Below are 20,679 nucleotides of genomic sequence, written 5' to 3' on the forward strand. Positions count from 1 at the left end.
CCCTGGCTGATCGAGCGAGCAGGCAACACCGTCAGGGCCTGTTCCGGCCCCGACACCCGGCCCGAGGGCTCCAGGCTCCGGTATTACGGCGCTGCGCGCAAGAGCGAAAACACAACATGTACACTATTGACGGTCAATAGTTTTTGACATATAATAAATCCATCAACTGACCGGAGGACAACATGACCGATGTGACTACCCTTAGCTGCCGCGACAGCGGCGCCGTAGCAAATCTGACTGATCGCCGCCAGCAGGAAAATGCAGTCATTGCAGAAGCGATGAACATACTCCGCCGCCGGACATACCGCGCTAGCTACGAACGCTGCGACTGCCCAGCGGTCGTCAGGCAGCATCTGATGCTTGCGTATGGCGAAGCAGAAAGGGAACACTTCGGGGTCATCTGGCTTGACGTAAAGAATCGCATCATCAAGCGCGACGTGCTGTTTACCGGGACGCTCACGCACGTAAGCGTTTCCCCTCGCGAAGTGGTCAAGGCGGGATTGCAGCTGAACGCGGCCAGCTGCATCGTATTCCACAACCACCCCAGCGGCGTGACCGAACCCAGCGAAGCGGATCGGATGGTAACGAAGTCGCTTTCCGATGCGCTCCAGTTGGTGGAAATGCGAATTTTGGATCACATCATCGTCGCCGGCGCCGAAAGCTATTCGTTTGCCGAGCATGGCCTGATTTGAGCCCCACGGCGCCCAGGCGAAATGCCAGAGGCGCCGCCGTCGACCTGTCCGGTCGACGGCGCCCTCCGCGCCTAACGGCGCTGCGCGCTGCGCTTGCCCGCCCGCCCGCGCTGCCGCCTGGCCGGCCTGTTGACCCTGCAGCAAATGAGAATCGCCGCCGACCTATCTTCGAGGTGAAGTCATGAAGGTACATTGCCCCGTGTTGCGCCCGTTCGTACAAGTTCCCCTGGATTTTCTGGAGGAACGCCATGCGTTTTGAACGCCAACAACGATACGGCCCCCGTCCCCTGACAGATCGCCAACGGGCCGCATATGCGCGCAAGCTGGCCAAAGAACAGGCGCGCTACCCGCTGTTCGCGGACCACGTCGCCGCCGAGCAGCGGCCATTAGACCAGGAGATCAAACGCCGGGAAGAGCATGCCACGCGATGGGAGTCCGATCGGCGCCAGTTCCTGGCGGACGTGTGGCGCCGAGCGCGTGCTGCCTACTTCGCGCAGCCGGAAGAAATACGCATGCGGATCCGGCAAAAGTGGCGCACCTGGGCCGGTCCGTGCACCGCCACCTATTTCGCATCCATGGTCGATGTCGAAAGTGGGGAACAGGCGCGGCGACTTGCCCGTCTCGAGGCGGAGTTCGCCCCGGTCCGCGAGCGCATCTGGCGCCAGGTTTGCGCCGAGCGTTCTTCCACGCTGGATTTATAAGCGAGCGGCGCCGGCTTGCGCCGGCGCCGCTCCTCACCTTGCCGCGTTTCCGGTACTATTGCGGGCACCCTAGAACGCGACAGCCGCAGGAACCCATGCCCAGCCAGCCAGAATTGCCGCTAAGCGCGGCCCGACTCGTCGACCACGTCGACGCCCACGGCGGGACTGACGAAGCGATGCTTCTGCTGGAAATTGTGTTGGCGAGCTCGCATCCTGATTTCGTGATGTCGCTCGCGAGCGCACGTTTATTGCCGCTCGAGCTGCGCGAGGCTGTCTGCGATTTCGTGCGATACGTGCTGCTTGATGGTCTCACGGCCTCGCAACAGCAATCCCTGTTTTCCTGGGCCCAGCGCAAGATGCTGGTCGGGCCCGGGTCCACACGACCAAGCAGTTAGCCAACTGTCTCCAGCGGTGCTGATTCGGACGCTTTCGCTGGCTCAGGCGTTTTTTTCGAACTGTCCTTCGCCGCGCCGTTCTCCTGCACCGCCGCGCGCGACCCTTTGACTTCCTCGACCTTGAGCAGTCTGCGCAGTGCCGGTAGCGCTTCGGTCCACCTGTCCACCGGGACCATGTCAAGCTTCTCGGTCCGGAGGAAGGTGGTGATCGCCTTCTGATTCCGCTCCAGGTCCTTGCGCTCTTTTTCCCGCTTCTGGTTCATGAGCTTGGTCAGCCGTTCCTGGGCCGCCGCGATCTCTTCGTCGAGTGACTTTCCTTTCTTCCCTTGCGTGCCTTGCGTTGCTGCGCTCATCGTTTGGCCTCACTGGTTGGTTGTGCCGATCGGTGAAATTCACCTCGGCGTGCTTTTAATTCTAATCACATCGGTGCCGCTTGTGTACAGCCTGATATCAATACCTGGCGTCCTGTCGGTGCCGGCGTTTCGCTGTTGGCACCGCGTCGGTGCCAAGGCGTGGGCGTCTCCCTTCGGGACCGGGCTGTCGTGCTTCGCATCGAGCCCGCTGCGCGGTCTCGCCCCTTCGGGCTTCCATCCCTGACGCCTCCGCGCCTGCGGCGCTGCGCGCTACGCTTGCCTTCCATGCCACTTCCCTGATTGTCGCGGAATCCCGGTGCCGGCCAGCTGGCCTCGACCCGGCGCGGTGACGCTGCGCGCACCGACGCCTACGGCCAGGTCCGGGTCGTGGCGCGCCTGCGGCGGATATACGGCATGCCTGCCAGGTGGTCCCGACCCGAGCGCGGTGACGCTGCGCGCACCGACGCCTCTGGCCAGCGCCTGGCTGGTGGCGGGCCCGCGCCCGATCAAGGCAAAACCGACCGGATGCCCTGACCCGGGCGCGGTGTCGCTGCGCGCACCGACGCCTCTGGCCGGTTCCTGGCTGGTGGTGCGCCGACGGCAGATCGGGGCGAAGCCGACCAGGTGGTCCCGACCCGGGCGCGGTGACGCTGCGCGCACCGAAGCCTCTGGCCAACTCCGGGCTGGTGGTGCGCCTGCTTCCTATCGAGGCGAAACCGGCCAGGTGCCCGGACCCGGGCGCGGTGACGCTGCGCGCACCGACGCCTCTGGCCAGCTCCGGGCTGGTGGTGCGCCTGCTCCCGATCGAGGCGAAGCCGGCTAGGTGGTTCCGACCCGGGCGCGGTGACGCTGCGCGCACCGACGCCTCTGGCCAGTATCGGGCGGGTGGTGCGCCTGCGGAGGATCGAGGCGAAATCGACCAGGTGCCCAGATCCGGGCGCGGTGCCGCTGCGCGCACCGACGCCTCTGGCCAGCTCCGGGCTGGTGGTGCGCCTGCTCCCGATCGAGGCGAAGCCGGCTAGGTGGTCCCGACCCGGGCGCGGTGACGCTGCGCGCACCGACGCCTCTGGGCAGTTCCCCGGCTGGTCGTGCGTCTGCGCCGGATCGAGGCGAAGTCGACCAGGTGCCCGGACGCGGGCGCGGTGGCGCTGCGCGCACCGACGCCTCCGGCCCGCTCCGGGCTGGTGGCGCGCCTGCGGCGGATCGAGGCGAAATCGACCAGGTGCCCGGACCCGGGCGCGGTGACGCTGCGCGCCCCGACGCCTACGGCCAGCTCCGGGCTGGTTGCGCGCCTGCGCCGGACCGAGGCAAAGCCGACCAGGTGGTCCCGGCCCGGGCGCGGTGTCGCTGCGCGCACCGACGCCTACGGCCAGCTCCGGGATGGTTGCGCGCCTGCGCCCGCTCAAGGCGGAACCGACCAGGTAGCCCGCCCAGGGCGCGGAGACGCTGCGCGCCCTGACGCCTCCGGCCAGTTCCAGGCTGGTGGCGCGCCGGCGGCGGATCGGGGCGAAACCGACCAGGTGGCCCGACCCGGGCGCGCTGTCGCTGCTGATCCCGAAGCCTAACCAGGCAAGGGAGGGATGCGCCGCGGGTGGATTCGGCCGCGCTGTCCAGCGCACGGTCCGGCTGTCGCCAGCCCGTGCGGAGGTGGACGATTTGGCCTCGTTGCCCTCGGCCAAAATTTGAACGACTCCAGCGCAGGCGGGCCGGTTCCCGTCCCACCTGCGGAGGTTTTGAACGGCGGACGCTATCCGGTGAACCGGACCGCGTCCGCGGATGACGAACGTGTGGGGGGAGACCCCCCACACCCCTACGAAGAAGCACACACATTACGCACGTAACGTGCTGGCCCAGATTTCCGGCTAACTCATTGATCTTAAAGCGGAAAAGCTGTTAACACTTTGACCCCAAACCCGACTGCAAAACGTCTTGACCGACAAGACCTGCGCTAAATCAGCGCGTTACCTTGTTTTCAATTGCCCACACGTGGCCGAAAGTATAATATTTAATTTAAATTGACTTTTCGGAGTCCCAGATGAAGAGCATCCCCGTTGGAACCCGCCTCGACCACGAGCTCCATGAAGCTTTTCAAGCCGAGATGAAGCGACGCGGACAAGACCAATCCCAGCTTCTCAGGACCTTTGTCCGCGACGGCCTGGCGCGCTACGACTCGTACTCCGAACAGGTCATGCAGACGCAGCTCGCCATTCTGGAGCACCTGAAAAAGCTGCAGGAAATGATTGGGGCGGTCATGCATCTCGACGTGGAGCAAAGCGTGCTCGCGCTCCGCCAGAATGCAGACGAATCAGCAGAAGCGTACAAGGAACGGCTCACGGCAACGTATCGTAAAACGGTCTTTGAGGCACTCGGCAAGGGTGCCCGTATTGCTGCCGTTTCTGCCTCCAAACCCGCGAACGTGAAGGTTGGCCATGATCATTGATGTTCCTGACTTTGAAAGCCAGAACGCTCTGGCGGAGCTGCCTGCCGGTCGGTACATGATCATCGAGTCGCTGTACGCCCTGGAACGTCTTCCATCCTGCCAGGTCATCTTGAGCGAGATCGTCACCGCCGGCGAAAGCCGAACAGTGGGCGCCGATCTTCAAATCCTTTTCTCGGATGGGAGCTCGCTTTTTCGAGACTTTGCGGTGGCACCCGACGGCGGATGGCGTGACAGCTACGGGGCTAAAGCGGATACGCTGGCCGACCTGCTACCCCCGGAGGTTGCAAGCTTCAAGCTCATTAACAGGCTCGGCACCGTCGTCGAGCACGACGGCCGCGGGCACTTAATTGCTGTCGGAGACGAGGAGGCGAACAATGGCACGTAATATCGCCGCTACCAACGCCGGCGTGGGCCAGGCGAGTGTGTCGACCCGGATCAAGCTGACTATTCAGGCAGCGAAAAAATGCCTGTTCTTCGGTGCGCTGCCGATGTTCGTGACGCCGCTCGCGTATTGGGTCTCCACCTCTACACCTCAAGAGTACGACGTCGCAAAACTTGCGGTGACCCGGCTTGTCGTCGACGAGACGGTCCACCGAAAGTGGAGGATGCGCGACGCGGCGGGTATGCGCAGGATTATCAGTGTGGACACCGGAAGCGCCCCTCCTATCCAGTACATCGCAGCGAAAGATCTCCCCACGGTGCTGGGGGAAGGGTGGGCGCCGGCGCGTGCGCTAACGCGCACGTTCTGGATCGCGGTCGGCGCGGCTGTCGCAGGTTATCTCGGTGTTTGGCAACTGTTCGTCTTGAGAGGAAGGCAGCAGCAAGCAAACCGCCGTATCCGTGGTGCAAGCGACATCGTCGAGCCATCCGAACTTAGCCGCCTCGTACGTCAGCGCGGCGGGTCCGACTACCGTTTGGCCGATGTGCCTCTTCCCAAGGACGCGCCGATGCGCGGGATTCTTGCGGTCGGGTCGCAAGGCAGCGGCAAGTCGATTGCTATCCATGACTTCATGCAGCAGGTGTTTGCTAAGAGGCGGAAATGCGTGATCTACGACCAGAGTGGCGAATTCTTCCGTGCGTACTTCCGCCCGGGGAAGGATATGTTTTTCAATCCGGCGTTCGAGGGGTCGCTACCGTGGTCGATCTTTAAAGAGATGCGCAACAGGTATGACGCGAACACCTTGGCGCAGGCATTTCTGCCGCCGAAGTCGGCCGCCGGCGCCGTCGGGGCGAACAGCTTCTTCGAGGACGCCGCCCGCGCGCTCTTTTCGGTAATCCTGCTGCGCCTCACTGAACGGGGTGCGGTGAACACCAAGGATATGGCGCGTGCGATCCTGGAAATGCCGGACATCGAAATGGAGCACTTGATCCAGAAGTCCGTCGCAAGCTCTGCAATTGGCGGAGATTCGAAGAGTCAGCGGCAGGGCGTGATCAGCTCAATCTCGATTTACCTCGATGGCATCGCAGCTGTGAACGAAGGCTCATGGTCAATCGCGGAATTCCTCGACCGGCAGGACGATGCCCGCCTCTTCATTTTCGGAAGCGACGACACGAAGGCGATGTTTGCCCCTTTATATCGCCTAATCCTGCAGGTCGCGTTCTCGTCGATCGCGGCGCGACAGGAAGTCGTGCACTACGATCGGTACTGGTTCCTCCTGGACGAGGTGCACACGCTCGGCGATATCAAGATCGACGAGCAACTAGCGACGTTGCGCAAATACGGCGTCTGCGTGCTTGCAGGGACACAGAACGACAGCCAGTTCGTCACCTCAATTGGCAAAGACCGCGCTGAATCGACGATGAACGGGTTCAATACTTTACTGCAGTTGGCACTGAACGACGCGGAGGCTAAGGAGCGCGCAGCGAAGCGCTTCGGCAAAGTCGAGACCGAGACGATTTCGCAGAACCAGGCGGTTGCAGTGGTCGAGCAGCGTGACGGCGCCGGTCTCGTCATCAACGAGCAGGAGAAGTGGGCTGTGATGCCTGCGACGTTCGGCCAACTGGACATTTGCACCGGCTTCCTGAAGTTCGCGGGCAACTACCCGATCGCGCGCGTCGACTATTCGTCATGGCTGCGCCCGCGGTTCGGCTTCCTGCCGGCGCGGATCGCGTCATTCGCTCCTCGCCAGGATAATCCACCACGCGACGGACGATTCAAGATCAGTCGGCCCACGCTACCAAGCGGCGAAAGTGCTTTCGATGGCGTGCGGAGGGAGGCGGAGCTTGCGCGGGCCGAAGCGGAGCGCAAGAAAAAGGAAGAGCAAGAGCGGGAGAAGCAGCAAACGAACGAGCAGCAAACCGCAGCGGAAGTGATCGACGTATCGATGACGTCGTCTTCTACCGAAGTCGCTACACCGAACGCCAACCGTGATCTTGACCTTGGGCTCTGACATGCTTGCGAACGAATCCTCGCTGGTTAAACGCGCTGTCAACATGCTAATCCTTTGTGCTGTCTTCATGGCGCTCGGAATTTATGTGTTTCGCACCGAGATCGCCGATACCGCTTTGGACAGCTTTGCAGGTAATGACGTTGCGATCAAGCGCAAGTGGCTTCCGGGAACGCATGGAAAACTAGTGCTGCGCCCAGAACGGAATGATGAGGCCTTCCTCCGAGTCGGCGCACTTCGTTCTGGCTCCCCGTCGTCGATCGGTGTCCCGGTTTCCTTCGATCTGGTCAACCTCGGGGACGCGAACGATTTTCCGAACATCGCAGTGGTCATGATGGGCGCCGACGGGCGGCCTATTCGGCAAGTCCTGTTTTCGCCGGCTGACTATACTCACGACAGTCAGTTTGGGCACGAACGGATTGAGCTACTCCTGCAACCGAGGGCAAGCGAGCGGAGCTTCACCGTACACGCCTTCTATGGGGAGCGACCATGATCGGACTTCACAAGCTCACCAGCAGCGCTCACGCAGCGCGCTATCACGACAATGCCTTGAAGGAGGACGGTCCAGCGCACGACCGGGCCGACAACTATTACGTAAACGAGCAAGCAACCCTGACCTGGCATGGGAAGGGAGCCGAGGTCCTCGGCATCGCTGGTGAGGAGGTGACAAAAGAGCAGTTCGTTAAGTTCCTGGATGGGGAAGTCACCAATCCCGCCACCTGCGAGGTGCAGGACCTGTCTGCGAACTCGAAGGGCGATGGACGACGGCTAGGATACGACTTCACGATTTCAGCCCCGAAGAGTGTTTCGATCGTGGGCCTGGTCGGCGGCGACGAGAGGGTGGTGCAGGCTCATATCGAAGCGAACCGAACGGCCATGAATTGGTTGCAGGAGCATGGCGCACAGGCGCGGATAAAGGATGAGAATGGGAAGAACTTGGCGAAGGCGACTGGCAACCTTTTATATGCGACTGTTCAGCATGAGACCAGCCGGGCGAACGACCCCCAACTGCACAATCACAATGTCGTGGTCGCCATCACCTACGACGAGGACGCGCAAAAGTGGCGAAGCCTGACCAACGATGAGCTGTTCCAGATTCGCACCCAAGCGGACACAATCTACAAGGCAGAGCTGGCTCGCAATCTGCATGAAGCCGGGTACGAGATCGTCTACCGCGACAATGGCGTCGACTTCGATATACGTGGCGTAGAGGGCGCGCAGCTGGAAGCTTTCAGCCAGCGGAGCCAACAGATGCGCGAAGCGCTCCTGGCACGGGGCATCGATCCGGATGGGGCATCGCACCAGGCGCGCCAGACCGCGGTGCTTGATACGCGCGCGCGGAAGACCGATCATGATCGTGACTACTTGCGCGAGATCTGGAGCGAGAAAGCCCGTGAGGTGGGACTCGATCTTTCGGGGATCGTCGAGAACGCCAAGCGTGCAGGTCCGCAGATTGTGCCCGAAGAGACCCTGGCCAGGGAGGGCGTTACCCGGGCCATGAAGCATTTGTCGGAGCGCGAACAGGCGTTTGCCGTGTCACAGCTGGAGTCGGAATCCGTGTTCTTCAGCGGCGGCGCCGGCATCCAGGCCGTCAAGCAGGCGATTGATGACCGCAAGGAAGACCGCTCCCTGGTCGACCGGGCGGGCCCAGGGGCACCGAGGTTGACGACGTCGACGGCGGTCGCGAACGAACTGACGCTGCAGGACAGCATTCGGAAGGGAAAGGGCAAGGGCGTGGCGGTCGTGCAAACGAAAGAGGAGTTCGACCAGCTCCTCGCCCGCTTTGAAGCGAGAAAAACGACCGAGGTCGGTACTCCTTTCAAGCTCTCGGTCGAGCAGGTGAATGCAGCTCGCAACGTCCTGATGCATCCCGACAAGTTTCAAGGCATACAGGGGGATGCCGGCACCGGCAAGACGGCTGCGCTTGAGTTCGTTCAGGAAGTCGCCCGCGAGCGTGGATGGGAGACGCGCGGCATTGCGACATCGACTACGGGTGCACGCGAGCTCGAGAAAGCGACCGGGATCCAGAGCCAAACCGTCGCGGCATTCTTGACCGAACGAGATGAGCGTATCAGGATGCTGCAGGCCGAGCTGCGGCAGCTTGAAGTCAACTTCGCCCACACGCCGGGGACTATTCCACAGGTCAAAAGGGTGGCAAAGCGAGACCTGGACCTGGAGGCGGGCGGTTTCACGCCCGGCCGCTACGTCTTTGACTCGAAGAGCGGCGAGGTGCTCAAGTCGCGCACCGGTACGTGGCACCCTTTGAATACCCTGGGGGTGAAGCTTCAGGATGCTGGCCAGGCTCGCCTCGCCGGCGCCGAGACGCCGCAGGGCACTGAACGGTTCGCGGACCGGTTCCGAGCGCGCTCTACGCGCGCCGTCGGTACCGTCCAGGAAACCCTGGGGAGGAGCCTTGCGAGCTACGAAGCCGTCGACCGCGGGGAAGCCAGGGCGGCGCGCGCAGAGCACCGGGAGCGCAACGTGCAGGAAAGGGGACAACTGCGCTCCTACCTTGCCAAAACCGCACAGATCGAAAATTTACGGGCGACCGGGAATGCGGAGGGCAAGAGGTTCCTTCTCGTAATGGACGAATCGTCGATGACGGGAGCAAAGGACTCTGCGCGGATCTCGGAGATCGCGCGCGACATGGGCGCGCGTGTCGTCCTGCAGGGGGACACCAAGCAGCACGGATCGGTTTCGGCTGGCCGGGCATTTCTACAGACTCAGGAGGGCGGCATCAACCTGTCGAAAATCGAGGAGACGCGCCGCTTCGATAGCGCTACCGAACAGCAGAAGAAAGCGATCGCCGAAATGAAGCAGGGCAGATTTGCAGCTGCCCTGCAATCGCTCGACACTACCATCAACAACGACTTGTACGGGACGGCGGCCGCCCGCTACATCGAAAACCGACAGCAGTTGCTGAGCGAAGGAATCACCGAACCGAAGATCGGCGTAGTCACGATCACCAATCACGACCGCAAGGAGACGAATCAGGCGGTGCGTGGGGCCCTGCGCAAAGAAGACGTCATCACCGGCCCGGAGCATAGGAAAGAGCACCTCGACGATCCGAAGCTTACCGAGCAGCAGTATCAGCACGTCGCTTCGCTGGCAAACGAGAACGTCGACCGGCTGACGGCACTACGCGACTACAAAAGCCTTGGAATTGCCCGTGAGGAGATGCTGACGGTCGTGGATTATGACCTCAACAACAACCGGCTGGTCCTGCGCCGCGAGAACGGGAAGACGGTCGAGCTCGATCCGTCAAAGCACACGCGGTTCAGCTTCGCCCGCATGGAGGAGCGCCACTATGCTGTGGGAGACGCGATCGAAGCCAGGGCGAATATCGGCCGCCTCAAAGATCCTACGCGCGTGGCAAACGGCACCCGGGGCGTGATTATGGAGATCGATGGACAGGGAGCACGCGTTCTTTGGCAGGATGGAAGGGAGACCCAGATGTCGGACCGACAGCTGCGATACGTCGACCATGCCTATGCTCATACCTCCCATAAGGAGCAGGGCGTGACCACGCACCGCGAGATTTTTCTTGTGAGCGAGAAGGGCGCGCACTGGTTGAATCGTGAGGCAAGCTACGTGGCAGCCTCCCGGGCAAAGCAGAACACGGAAATTGTCACGACTGAGGAGGCATACGACAAAATGCTCGAGAATGCCGGCAAGCCTCCTCAGAAAACCACGGCGATCGATATCGGGCACAACCTCTCACTCGACCGTGTGCAGGTCCATGAGAGGACTCAGACCCCTGTGAGGGAGCAGCACCGCGACCGTTCCGGGCCCGAGCTTGGATTATAGGGAGCTATCGCGGACTGGTACTGGGCCGACACTTTCGCGCGCGAAAGTCGAATAGGACTACGGTTTGAAAGGTCATCTTTTAAATAGGGGCTTCTGGGCGCAAGGGCGGAGCCCGTCAGCAAAGTGTCCGCCGGCGACAACTCTGGGCCGGTTCGAGAGCGGCCTGCAGGACGCTCAGTCAGTGTGCGCACGTAGATAAAAAAGGCGGTCCCTGACTGGCCAGGAGGGCGTAGGAGCGGCGATCGCCCACCCGTGTGTATGGTCGCACAGGTCGTAGAAGTCGTTCGGCCATCTGCTAATTGCCGCCGCCTTCGCCGGTCGCGACTAGCTTAGCGCGCGGGCAACCTCGTTGCGTTTGTGTCTACGCATGCCTTCGTAACGCGATCCCGTTATTGTCTCCCAGATGGACGCGCGAACAAATTACACTGCATCCATGGTAATCGACCTGGCGGTCATCCTCCTGCCTGAAGTCGGCATGCAGGAAGCTGCGCTCATGTTACGCCGCCACAATACACCTTTCCGTATTGCTGCCCGAACACTCACCTCATTACGGCGCCGGCGCTTTGCCGAGGGCCCAAAACTAATCGATATTCAATAGGTGACCTTGAATGTCGGGCTCGCCTCGATGCGCGGCTGGCGACGGTCGTACATTCGCGTGGTGGCGATGTTTGCATGCCCTACCCAGTCCTGGACGCGACCGATATCCGCATCGTTCTCGAGCGCGTTGGTGATCGCCGTCGCACGCAGTGCATGTGGACCAAAACCGTCGACATCAATGCCGACCATCCCGGCGTACCTCTCCAGCACGCGATAGACGCCGTCGGGTGTGATCGGCTTTCCGGCGCCCCGGGTATTGTTGCTGACGGGCTGGAACAGCGGCGCCGCCTTGTCGTCACTACGGCCAGCCATCGTGAGGTAAGCCGCGATTGCGCCGGCCGCTGCTGGATGCAGCGGCACGTAACGGACTTTGCTGCCTTTGCCCTGCACGCGCAGATGGCGAACGCCGCGTCGTTCCTGCAGGTCGACCAAGTGCAGCGCGCACAGCTCGGCGCGGCGGAGCCCGTGGTAGAGCAGGGTTGCAAGGATCGCGCGATCGCGCAAGCCTTTCAGGGTCGCGCCGTTCGGCGCCGCCAGCAGTGCCCGCGCCTGGTCATCGCCGATCGCCGGCGTTGAGCCTTCCTGGCTGGCCACCTTCGGCCGCTTAACGCCGTCGACCGGGTTGCCCTGGACGGCGTTGGACTCGCACAGTGCATCGAAGAGCGACGACAGCGCCGACAGCTTGCGGCGGATGGTCGCGCCGCCCAGCGCGCGCTGCTCGAGGTCGCGGCGCCAGGCTAGTACGTGGCCGCGGCCGACATGGCGAAACGCGTGCGGATCCTCGATGCCGGCGAATGCCATGAATTCCTTGACGTCATTCTGGTAGGCGCGCCTGGTCTGCGGATTATCGATGTTTGCGAACCATGCCAGCGCAGGCGACACCTCGGCCAGCTGGTGAAAGTCGGCAGTCGTCAGGCCAGCACTTGGCCGGCGCGTTGTCGTGGTCAGGTCGTTGTTCACTGTAAAGCCTTTATCAATATGCGTGCAGCCGCAGCGACGAACGCCGGCCAGGTCAGGCGATCAATCACGAGAACCACCAGGCGGATTGGCCAAGGATCGTTCGGGAAGTAGTCCAGAGGCTGTTTTTTCATGGCTGGCGATGTGGCGCTATTGATGCTTTAATCGTCGCGCAAAAACGGGGTCTTGTGTCGGCCTGTCGCCCAATAAGTGGCCTGGCCCCTCCGTCACTTTGAGCGACGCGGTGGGAAAAACCGCTCCTCCGTGAGTGAACCGTTGGCAGGGTGGATTGGCAGTGAGGACGTCAAAGGAGCCCCTTTAGTAAAAAGGCCAGCCATTTCAGTTTATCGGACAGCCCCGAGAGCAAGCCCGCCAGTATCAGTAAAAAAGTCAGCCACATTGCCAGCACAACCAGACGTACTGGCCAGGGATCTTTCTGAAAAAATTCGAGAACATGTTTTCGCTGCTGCTTCATCGTGACGCTCCGGTATGAGTGGATACCACCATTCTGCTGTCACGACTTTAGCGCCTACTCAGCACTTTTCCTAATACCCCCCGCGGTTGGGCCTAGTCCTACCTTGGCCCGTTTTTACTCTTGATAATATATTTTATCAAGAGTAACCCCGGTCGGAAAAAGGCAGGGGCGTGACCTTGTGCTACTGAGAGCGCTTGAGAAAAACCTCTGCTTGTCATGAAAGCACCGAAACCCTACACTTGTTCTCCAGAAAGAGGATAACAAGATGAGCAGACACAAGATTGACACTTCCAGAGGGGCGTTATGGCACCGCTGGGATCCGCACATTCATGCCCCGGGGACGGCGATGAATGACCAATATTCCGGCACGGATCCTTGGCGCGAGTTCATCTCGCAGGTAGACAGACAGGACCCGCCGATCCGGGTGCTAGGCATCACGGACTACTTCCTCGTCGACACGTACGAGAAGGCGCTACACGCTAAGGCGGCGGGGAGCTTACCGGGCGTGGAGCTGCTATTCCCAAATGTTGAAGTTCGCCTGTCCCTGGGCACCGGGAGCAACTCGGCAATCAATGCGCATCTTCTATTCTCCCCAGAAGACAAGGACCACCTTGACCGCATCCGGCGCCTAATGGCGAGTTTCAAGTTCCGCTATCAGAGGGACGAGTTCCGTTGCGAGCGGTCGGAACTGATCCGCCTCGGACGCGCCCATAACTTGTCGATCATCGATGACGGTCCCGCGTTAACCACCGGCGTGAACCAGTTCAAGATAGACTTCGAGGTCCTGCGCGAGACCTGGGAGACGAACGACTGGTTCCGCAGCAACTGCCTCGTGGCGGTGGCCGCCGGCGAGCGTGATGGCACATCCGGTCTGCGCGACGCCGATAGCTCGTTTGCCGCGTTGCGGACTAACATCGAAGCTTTCGCGCACATCATCTTCAGCGGCAACCCCAAGCAGGCGGCGTTCTATGCAGGCAAGGGTTCGGCGACGCTGGAGGAACTGAGCATGAAGTGGGGCGGTGTGAAGCCATGCTTGCACGGCTCAGACGCGCACGACCACGCTAAAGTGGGGAAGCCGGCAATGGACCGGCTCTGCTGGCTAAAGGGCGCGCCGACGTTTGAGACGCTGCGCCAAGCCTGCATGAACCCCGACGGCCGCGCGTATATTGGCAAGGAACCCCCGTGCGGCGCACTGCCCAGCAACGCAATCCGCACGGTGTCGGTTAGCAACGCACCGTGGATGTCGCCATCGTCTATCGGGCTAAATCCGGGCCTAATTGCCATTATCGGCGCGCGCGGCTCTGGCAAGACGGCGCTAGCGGACTTCATTGCTATGGGAGGCTTGGGGGTCCAAGCACACTTGAGCGACAAGTCATTCTTGCGCCGGGCTGCCGACCACCTCCAGCAATCCGAGGCAAAGCTGACGTGGGAGTCAGGCGAAATTACGTCCAACTCGTTCTCCGGGATGGCATCGGAGGACCTCTGGGACGTGCCGCACGTGCAGTATCTGTCCCAGCAATTCGTCGATCAGTTGTGCTCATCTGAAGGGTTGGAGGACCCGTTAGTGCGCGAAATCGAACGCGTGGTTTTCGACGCGCACGGTGAAGGAGACCGCCTGAATGCAACCTCGTTCCAAGAACTCTTAAGCATTCGTCTGGAAGGCGCGCGCACTGCCCGGAGTCGCCAGGTGGAGGCCATCTCCCGGACGTCGGAAGCGATGACGACCGAGCAAGCTCGGAAGGATGGCCTCGCGGCGCTGAACAAGCAGCGCGAAGAAAAGGTCAAGGCGATCCAGAAGGATGAGACCGACATGAAGGCGTTGATGCCCAAAGGCGACGCCGAACGGGCTCTGCGCTATGACACGATGTCCAAAGCCGTCGAGGCCAAGCGGGCGCTAGTCCTTAAGGCCAAGGTCCGATTGGAGGCGCTCCAGCACCTAGCGGCGGACATCAAGAACTTGCGGGAGCGGGAGCTGCCCGACATGTTAGAGGCCTTGAAGGCCAACCGCGATGAGGCCGAATTGGAACCTGCCGACTGGGCCAAGTTTGGGCTGGTATTCGCCGGGGATGTGGATGAAACCCTCAACCGATCCCAGCAAGCGACACTAGAGCTACTGCGCACGTTGGAGGGCAACCGCCCACCTGGAGTGTCGGTCGCCCAATCCGATGCGACCGTGCCGCTCATCGCCGCGAGCGATGACCTGTCCAAACACCCCTTGCTGCTGCTGGAACGCGAACTAGCGAGGCTACGCCAGCTTGTGGGGATGGACGCTCAAAACTCTCGGCGCTTCAAGGCCATTAGCGACCGAGTTGCGACGGCCAAAGTCGCGATGACAAAGCTCGACGCCGAGATCGCAAAGGGACGGGGCGCGGAAGCGCGTATCCAGACACTGCGCCAACAGCGCCGCGACGCCTATGTCGCCGTGTTTCAGGCGGTGCTAGATGAGGAGCGTGCGCTTACGGAGCTGTACGAACCACTGAAGGCACAAATCGCGCAGGCGCGGGGCTCACTCGTCAAGCTGTCCTTCACCGTGCGGCGGAACGTAAACCTTGCTGCCTGGTGTGAGGCCGGCGAGGCGCTCCTGGACCTCCGGGCCGCTGGTGCCTTCAAGGGAAGGGGCAGCCTACGGCAGCTCAGTGAGGAGTCCTTGCTCGATGCATGGCGCACAGGCGACGCGGCGACGGCTGGCGAGGCACTGCAGCAATTCGTGAGTATCTACACCGCAGACCTGCGCAAGCATCGTCCTGAGGACATGGAGCCCAAGGAATGGGCGCGGCGGGTGTCAGCCTGGCTGTTCAGCACCGACCACATTTCCATAGGCTATGGGTTGGAGTTCGACGGAGTTCCGATCGAGCGCCTCTCCCCTGGTACCCGCGGTATTGTGCTACTGCTCCTATACCTGGCAGTCGACGCTCAGGATGACCGACCGCTGATTATCGATCAGCCGGAGGAGAACCTTGATCCTCAGTCGGTCTACGACGAGCTGGTCGTAGAGTTTCAACGGGCGAAGTTGCGACGGCAAGTGATCATTGTTACCCATAACGCGAATTTAGTCGTCAACACCGACGCCGATCAAGTCATCGTCGCGCGGTGCGGTAGTCATGAGCGAGGGAGCCTGCCGCGAATAACCTACATCTCCGGTGGCCTGGAGGAGCCAGCGATACGCGAAGCAGTGTGCGCCATCTTAGAGGGCGGTAAGCGCGCTTTCCAAGAGCGGGCTAAGAGGCTGCGCGTCATGGTGTGAGACGAGACAGCCTGCAGGGTGGCGGGAAAGCGAGCGATCGACGAAGGCCGCGTTGTACTGCTGGGCGTTTTCCGCGACGCTTAGTGTTTGTTACCGCTGGCGATCTCAACGCCAGCGAGGTCAAATTTCTTCCAGCCAGCACTTGCAGGAAAAGGTGGGTAAGTACTCATGTGATGCCAGACGTAGTACCTCGCAACGACCGTTCCATCGAGCGCAATCTCGTCGAAATAATCATCGTCATTATCCATGCCTTTAGCGATCTTCTGATTCGCTTCGGTGTACACCAAGGAATTGCCTTCGGTGACTGGCAGGAAGGCAAAGTTGGCGAGGTTAGCTTCTTTTTTCATTTTTCTCGTATTCGGCTGCCGGCCGGTGCGGGGCGCAAGCGCCAGTTCTGTCTTTATCCGGAGGGCCTTTCCGTGGACTTCACTTCTCGGGCAATATAACAATCATTGGCTTCTAATAAGCGCAGTTCACTGCTCACGACGCTCTGGTGGCTCTAGAACCCTGCAGTTGCGATGGATGCAGGAGCGCCTGCTCCCTGTTCACGCAATGCTTTAATGCCAACTAACTGCTCAACCAATGCAGGCGTCATCCCTATCTGCCGGGCGAAATTTGCCGGCGACGACGAAAACGCCTGGGCGTATGCAGCAATTGCACTGCGCAGGAGCTCCGGTTCCTCCATTGGGATGCGTTCATCAAATCGCTCAACCTTCGTTTGCCCTGATTGACTCAAGAATCTGTTGCCAGCTGCGTATTGAACTGCATTAAGTAAACCAAGATCGTGTGCTCGCCGGAGGATCGCCTTCGCACTGACTCGCCACCGCACCTTTAGCGAGTAAATTATCTGCCAATCAATACGGTTGGGCATTGAAGGGAAATCACTTGCAAATGTAGATCTTGGCATCAGCAATGCGGATGCAAATCGATTCGCTTGGCCTTCGGTGAGATCATCCCCTGTGGCCACACCTTGGTGGATCACCAAATGCCCGCATTCATGCGCGAGATCGAAACGCTGGCGACCGGGACTTGCTTTCAGCGAATTGCGGATTACGAGGGGCCGCGCGCGTGCCATCGACAATGCGTCGACTTCATGTCGATCGCCTTGGAAGAAAGTGACCACGGCGCCCGCATTTTCGAGCACGCGACACATGCTGGCGATTGGTCCCATTCCCAGCCCCCAAAGTTGGCGGCAAGTACTGGCCGCATGCTCGATGTCGTCGTCGGTGTGGACCTCAATTGATGGAAAATTAACCTTTGGGAGTGACAGCGTCTGGTCTAACAGACGGACAATGAGTTCGAGAGCAGTACCGTGCGAAATGATCTGGTCGGCCACCTTGTCGGGCATCGATTTCCGACCGCGAAAATGGCATTCCTCTTCCCGCACTTCGGTCGGCAATAATTCGAAGAAGAAGCTTGGTTGGACTTTGAGCAGGAGCGACAACGCCGCTATTAGCTCTTGGCTGGCAGGCTTGTCGCCTATTTCTAAGGTGTGGATATATTGCCGGCTCACCTGCAGGCGTTCCGCCAGATCAGCTTTCGTCCAACCGTTGAGTAGGCGGGCAATCCGAAGTTTTGCCCCCTGAAAAACATGTTCATTCATTCGGCGTTGCTTTTTTCTTAACTAATGGTACTACGACGGCCGGCGGGGGCAACTCGATCATGTCTTCATCACGCACATCCAGCTTCACATCGACATCAACTTTTTCAAACTGTATTTCCCAATGATATATGGCCGCCCCATCCTCTTTTGCTAGCGCAGCGAAAACAACTTTACTAGGTTCTCCCAAAAAATCCGTTTCGATCGCGAACCGCCAGTACAACTCCCGATGTTGTGCTTTATCCATAGGGAAGGCGAGCGATAGCTGGGTTAACTCTTGCGCGCTTTGTGCCAGAGTACGCGATGGCGGGCGCTTCACAGTGCCGCGATAAAAGCGTACTGGGACGTCACCGATGCCAAAAATAAAGTGCATGCTTGGATCGAGCACTTTGAACCATGGCCATTCGCCAGACTGGATCTTGCCTACCAAAAGATTGCGCCAGCGGGCAAAGCTACGGCATCCGAGCGCCCACGCGTCATCGCCAGCGAACGGATCATGCAGGGACGCTACGCTGCTGCGGGTATTCGCAAAAAAAGTAGCGAGGGCCTGGAGTCGTTCGTCAGTCAGATCGGGATGGACGTTGCTTGGACGCTCAGGTTGCATAAATTTCCCCAGAAAAATGTACTGAGTGGCATTTTATGGGAAATCTTTAATTTGTCAACCGCTTTTAATTCTGTCCACCTCTCCTCGATTTGTCGCGATCAGCCACAATAGGCCTTGATGCAAAAAAAACCAAGCCACTCTAAGGGTTGTACCGACATTAGGTTACAGGGCGTAAGGACGGGTTAGAATCAAAGTGCCATGTGGCATTTTTAAGGGAAAATTATGACATCTGCAATTTCACCATCCAAGGAGCGTATGCTGAGAAGCTGGAGAGCCGTTCAGCGCGTTTTAGAACAAGTGGAAGCCATCGAAGAGCAGGCATCGGGGGTATGGCGTTCACTAAATGCCTCACAACGCCGTGCTTTGGAAAACATTGAACGCTTCCACAAGACCATGGAAATTATTGACCGGGTCCGACGAGAGATGCACGTGGTACGGGTTGATGACCATCTTTTGCGTCGCGGTCAAAATGGAGCGGCCGAAACTGGCAAGAAGTCAACCTCGAAAAAGAGCGCGAAGTCGGCAAGCGGCAGCAGCGATGGGGGAGACGGCGGCGGCAGCGACGGCGACGGGCCCCCGCGCGCACCCTCCAAATCCAAAAAGCCCCGCTCCAAAACTCGCAGTATCAATTCTGCACATCCGCCGAGTATCCCTACTGGCGAGATCACATCTCCGCAGTTCCCTCCTCCGCAGTCTCCGTCTCCGTTGCCTCGTCAAGGCCGTGGCCTTATTACCTATCTGTCCTTATTAGGTGCGCTTTACATCGCCACTACCGCGCAAAACGAAGAAGTGGGGATCATTGTGTTCGGGATTATTGCCCTCTGTGTAACAGGGCATTCGGACGTGGCCAAAACAGCTCTGACTTCGAAAGCGATTACAGCCTTGATTGCCCGCTTGTCGGGCAAGGGAGGCGGCGAATGATCGCATTGCCCAGTAATTATCGTTCGCAGCAGGCCAGAAATATGCAGGTGATGAGTACGTGCTATGAAGTCAAATCCCGCGCTCCGCCGGTTAATCAGCGCCGTCGTTCGTGACGCCGGCACAAGGTCGCGTCGGCAGCTGGTCACTGCCGACCAGCACGTCGGCTAAGCCGCCCGCAATCGCGGCGAGCGGCTGCCAGCGCCGGCCAAATATGGATGTTAGCTTATCGCAGGCAGACTTTCCCCCGCCTGGTTGGGTTCCGAAGGCGCGGGCTGTTTCCGGTACGGCTTTGGCGCAGCTGCAGAGGGAAATGCGGGAAGCTCCGCAGTTCCTGGCTCCCACTTCCAGGAAGGCAGCTTGCTATTCTCGATGAGCTGATCCAGTTCCTGCAGATAGTCCTCCGACGCGCCGAAGGGCACGACGTATAGCGCAGTTGGATCCGGCTCGGTATCCGACAGCACGAGCGTCGCCAGAGGGCTGGTCGAGGCAAGGTTGTACCGCAGGCCTTTCACGTAGCGACGCTTTTTTTCTCCAAGCGTATTCAGGAGCATCAGCTCGAATTGGCTCTCGAACGGGACCCAGCCAGGCGAGACGGCCATCAGGGCGATCTCCTCGAAAGAGGGAACACCGGTGTGACCGACACCAACCGTTGCGATCGCCATCAGGTGAACTCCGTTCGCTGAGTTGGAATTCCACAGCTCGATCTCAGTAGCAAAGCGCTTCTGCAAACGGGTGTGCAAGTCCTCGTTCATCATGAAGTCGCAGTCCGGCACGTGCTTGAATCGAATCTTGAACCCAAAGCGGGCCTTGCCGATTTCGGCGACTTCGCCCACCACGATCATCAACTGGCGCGTCGCTCCCGCAGGCGCAGACGCTTTCGCCAGCCGCGCCATGCGGCGCTGCGCGATCTCCGCTTTTTTGTCGGCAGTGAACGGTTCGGGAACGTACAGCCGCTCGAGCAGAGCGCCTCCCTTGGCCATCTTGTTCTCGGCGGCCAAGAGCAGGTATTTGCGGACCACGGCCCAGGACCGCTTCCCCTCCATCGCTGGCGACCTTCGGTTGAAACCAGCCTGTTCCCACAGGTAGTGCAACGTCCCGCGGAGGGTAAGCTTGTTCCCGTCCGTCTTGACGCTGTCCTTTTCGGACGTGCCAGGGGAGGGCGCGCTCTTGCCCGCGACCTTTGTCAGGGAAAACCCGAGCTTTAGTGTGGTCAGGCCTTCCTCGGCGTCTTCGTCGATCGCGTTTCCGACCAGCTGACCAAGTCCCGAAAGCTCGGCTGGCGGCTCGTAGGAGTCGCAGTCGGGCGCGTGGTCAGGCCCGGTGTTGGGCATGCGCTTTACCGCATATTTGCCGGAGATCTTTGCGATGTACATCTCCACACCGCCCGTTCGACAAATGCAGACCGGGCGCACCTTGGTACCGTAAACGGAGGCCAAGGCGGTGGCCAGGCCCGGGTCGGAGAGTTCAAACAGCTCATCGTGGATCCGCAACATTGTCTGCTCCTCA

18 protein-coding genes are annotated in these 20,679 nt (G+C 60.3%); 10 read left to right on the forward strand and 8 right to left on the reverse strand.

The features are described 5' to 3' along the window. Window positions 1–182: 182 nt before the first annotated feature. The 3 genes from NRS07_RS19090 to NRS07_RS19100 all read left to right on the forward strand — a co-directional run bounded on the left by NRS07_RS19090 (window position 183) and on the right by NRS07_RS19100 (window position 1,788). Window positions 183–692, forward strand: a complete 510-nt coding sequence (locus NRS07_RS19090; RefSeq protein WP_259213709.1) for a JAB domain-containing protein — start codon at window positions 183–185, stop codon at window positions 690–692. 248 nt (window positions 693–940) lie between these two features. Then, window positions 941–1,393: a hypothetical protein gene (locus NRS07_RS19095; RefSeq protein ID WP_259213710.1), complete on the forward strand. Its 453-nt coding sequence runs from the start codon at window positions 941–943 to the stop codon at window positions 1,391–1,393. A 95-nt stretch (window positions 1,394–1,488) separates the two neighbouring features. Further along, window positions 1,489–1,788 (forward strand): hypothetical protein, encoded by a 300-nt coding sequence (locus tag NRS07_RS19100; protein WP_259213711.1) that lies wholly within the window; start codon window positions 1,489–1,491, stop codon window positions 1,786–1,788. On the opposite strand, the gene NRS07_RS19105 is transcribed toward NRS07_RS19100, so the two are convergent. Both NRS07_RS19105 and NRS07_RS19110 read right to left on the reverse strand, forming a co-directional pair. Next, window positions 1,785–2,141, reverse strand: coding sequence for a hypothetical protein (locus tag NRS07_RS19105; protein WP_259213712.1), 357 nt, complete (start codon window positions 2,139–2,141; stop codon window positions 1,785–1,787). The genes NRS07_RS19100 and NRS07_RS19105 overlap by 4 nt on opposite strands. A gap of 270 nt (window positions 2,142–2,411) precedes the next feature. Next, complete coding sequence (locus NRS07_RS19110; RefSeq protein WP_259213713.1) at window positions 2,412–2,801, reverse strand: hypothetical protein; 390 nt, start codon at window positions 2,799–2,801, stop codon at window positions 2,412–2,414. Between the two features lie 1,375 nt (window positions 2,802–4,176). On the opposite strand from NRS07_RS19110, the gene NRS07_RS19115 reads away from it, so the two are divergent. The 5 genes from NRS07_RS19115 to mobF are packed head-to-tail and all read left to right on the forward strand — an operon-like array spanning window position 4,177 to window position 10,775. After that, entirely contained in the window at window positions 4,177–4,581 is a 405-nt protein-coding gene (locus tag NRS07_RS19115) for a hypothetical protein (protein WP_259213715.1), read from the forward strand. Next, the gene (locus NRS07_RS19120; RefSeq protein WP_259213716.1) at window positions 4,571–4,966 is read left to right on the forward strand and encodes a hypothetical protein; all 396 of its coding nucleotides are present in this window, start codon (window positions 4,571–4,573) and stop codon (window positions 4,964–4,966) included. The genes NRS07_RS19115 and NRS07_RS19120 overlap by 11 nt, the downstream gene beginning before the upstream one ends. Beyond that, on the forward strand, window positions 4,956–6,971 hold the full coding sequence (locus NRS07_RS19125; protein ID WP_259213717.1) for a type IV secretion system DNA-binding domain-containing protein: 2,016 nt from the start codon (window positions 4,956–4,958) through the stop codon (window positions 6,969–6,971). Before NRS07_RS19120 ends, NRS07_RS19125 begins: the two co-directional genes overlap by 11 nt. 1 nt (window position 6,972) lies before the next feature. After that, window positions 6,973–7,461, forward strand: a complete 489-nt coding sequence (locus NRS07_RS19130; protein WP_259213719.1) for a hypothetical protein — start codon at window positions 6,973–6,975, stop codon at window positions 7,459–7,461. Next, a complete protein-coding gene (gene mobF, locus NRS07_RS19135) occupies window positions 7,458–10,775 on the forward strand; it encodes a MobF family relaxase (RefSeq protein ID WP_259213721.1) in 3,318 nt (1,105 codons plus the stop codon). Before NRS07_RS19130 ends, mobF begins: the two co-directional genes overlap by 4 nt. Window positions 10,776–11,366: 591 nt before the next feature. Here the strand turns inward: mobF and NRS07_RS19140 are convergent. Together NRS07_RS19140 and NRS07_RS19145 are read right to left on the reverse strand one after the other, a co-directional pair. Next, window positions 11,367–12,332, reverse strand: a complete 966-nt coding sequence (locus NRS07_RS19140) for a tyrosine-type recombinase/integrase (protein ID WP_259213722.1) — start codon at window positions 12,330–12,332, stop codon at window positions 11,367–11,369. A 301-nt stretch (window positions 12,333–12,633) separates the two neighbouring features. Next, on the reverse strand, window positions 12,634–12,804 hold the full coding sequence (locus NRS07_RS19145) for a hypothetical protein (protein WP_259213723.1): 171 nt from the start codon (window positions 12,802–12,804) through the stop codon (window positions 12,634–12,636). Window positions 12,805–13,069: 265 nt separating this feature from the next. Here NRS07_RS19145 and NRS07_RS19150 point away from each other — a divergent pair, with 265 nt between their 5' ends. Beyond that, entirely contained in the window at window positions 13,070–16,048 is a 2,979-nt protein-coding gene (locus tag NRS07_RS19150; RefSeq protein WP_373889884.1) for a TrlF family AAA-like ATPase, read from the forward strand. Window positions 16,049–16,128: 80 nt separating this feature from the next. Here the strand turns inward: NRS07_RS19150 and NRS07_RS19155 are convergent, their stop codons facing one another. The 3 genes from NRS07_RS19155 to NRS07_RS19165 all read right to left on the reverse strand — a co-directional run bounded on the left by NRS07_RS19155 (window position 16,129) and on the right by NRS07_RS19165 (window position 18,252). Next, a complete protein-coding gene (locus NRS07_RS19155) occupies window positions 16,129–16,395 on the reverse strand; it encodes a hypothetical protein (RefSeq protein ID WP_259213726.1) in 267 nt (88 codons plus the stop codon). A 152-nt stretch (window positions 16,396–16,547) separates the two neighbouring features. After that, a complete protein-coding gene (locus NRS07_RS19160; protein ID WP_259213727.1) occupies window positions 16,548–17,651 on the reverse strand; it encodes an ImmA/IrrE family metallo-endopeptidase in 1,104 nt (367 codons plus the stop codon). Next, window positions 17,644–18,252, reverse strand: coding sequence for a hypothetical protein (locus NRS07_RS19165; protein ID WP_259213728.1), 609 nt, complete (start codon window positions 18,250–18,252; stop codon window positions 17,644–17,646). Before NRS07_RS19165 ends, NRS07_RS19160 begins: the two co-directional genes overlap by 8 nt. Window positions 18,253–18,474: 222 nt before the next feature. On the opposite strand from NRS07_RS19165, the gene NRS07_RS19170 reads away from it, so the two are divergent. After that, the gene (locus NRS07_RS19170; RefSeq protein WP_259213729.1) at window positions 18,475–19,173 is read left to right on the forward strand and encodes a hypothetical protein; all 699 of its coding nucleotides are present in this window, start codon (window positions 18,475–18,477) and stop codon (window positions 19,171–19,173) included. 218 nt (window positions 19,174–19,391) lie between these two features. Here the strand turns inward: NRS07_RS19170 and NRS07_RS19175 are convergent, their stop codons facing one another. Next, window positions 19,392–20,666 (reverse strand): DUF1173 domain-containing protein, encoded by a 1,275-nt coding sequence (locus NRS07_RS19175; protein ID WP_259213731.1) that lies wholly within the window; start codon window positions 20,664–20,666, stop codon window positions 19,392–19,394. Window positions 20,667–20,679 lie beyond the last annotated feature (13 nt).

The sequence above is a fragment of the Massilia sp. H6 genome (assembly GCF_024802625.1).
Classification (GTDB): Bacteria; Pseudomonadota; Gammaproteobacteria; order Burkholderiales; family Burkholderiaceae_D; genus Telluria.